General features: G+C 50.1%; 1 protein-coding gene. It reads right to left on the bottom strand.

What is annotated here, in order from left to right; translation table 11 throughout:
* Nucleotides 1-856, bottom strand: an 856-nt coding sequence (locus tag ACGF49_RS24625) for a filamentous hemagglutinin N-terminal domain-containing protein (RefSeq protein ID WP_387493341.1), incomplete at both ends; no start/stop codon positions are given.

Genomic DNA, 856 nt, shown 5'->3' with positions numbered 1-856 from the left:
TCACCTGCCCCTCAGCGGTCACATTGATGTCGCCTTGCGTTGCCGTCAGGTTAGTCAGGTTGATAGCCTTACCCGGCTCAGTACTCACCAGACGGATTTTATTGGCATACATTCCCCCCAATGACCCGGTATCAATCGCTTTCCAAGGGTTATAATCTTCCCCTGCGATGGGGACAAGGGTCCCGCGTTTGAAATCAATCCGGTTGGGGCCTTGTGTCAATGTCAGGTTTTTCGCCTGTAGTTTACCGTTAAGCTTAGTGGTCCGGCTGATAATATCGACATCATCCTGCGCCGTTGCGTCCAGTCCCTTTTCACCCAAGGTGATGGTACCTTTTCTCACTTCCAGAGCCGCTAACGCCCCGTCTTTATCAAACACCGGTTTACCGGTCGATAAGGTGACCGCCGGAGTATTAACAAAACGACAGCCATTACAGGTCATGCCGTTCGGGTTAACAATGAAAACATTGGCTTTTTGCCCTGCGACTTCCAACAGCCCTTGCAGATTTGAGGTTAAGGTACCCACCACTTCATTAATAATCAGCTCGGCCGATTTACCGTTGAAGTTAAGATTGGCGCCAATTTGCCCCGCCAGTAGAGACTGCGTATCATGGGTCGCGTTATTCAATACCAGTCCCGGAGTGCCAACATTAAACTCCTGATAACGGTTATGTGAAACACCCCGGGCGTTAGGTGCCGCAATATGAATAATAGGGCGATTGTTTTTCGAGGTGATCCGAGTTTGCTTATCCGCCAGTTTAATCCCCGGGACTTCCCCTTCTACTTCTGAGGCGTTTATGGTCAGTTGAGGAGCATGACTTAATGCACGTGCAATTAGCGCGGAAGTCACCGGCGTATA

Source organism: Photorhabdus sp. RM96S (assembly GCF_042879335.1).
In the GTDB taxonomy this organism is placed as follows: domain Bacteria; phylum Pseudomonadota; class Gammaproteobacteria; order Enterobacterales; family Enterobacteriaceae; genus Photorhabdus; species Photorhabdus kayaii.
Note: the sequence above shows the minus strand (reverse complement) of the source record. Positions and strands in the feature narration are given on the sequence as shown.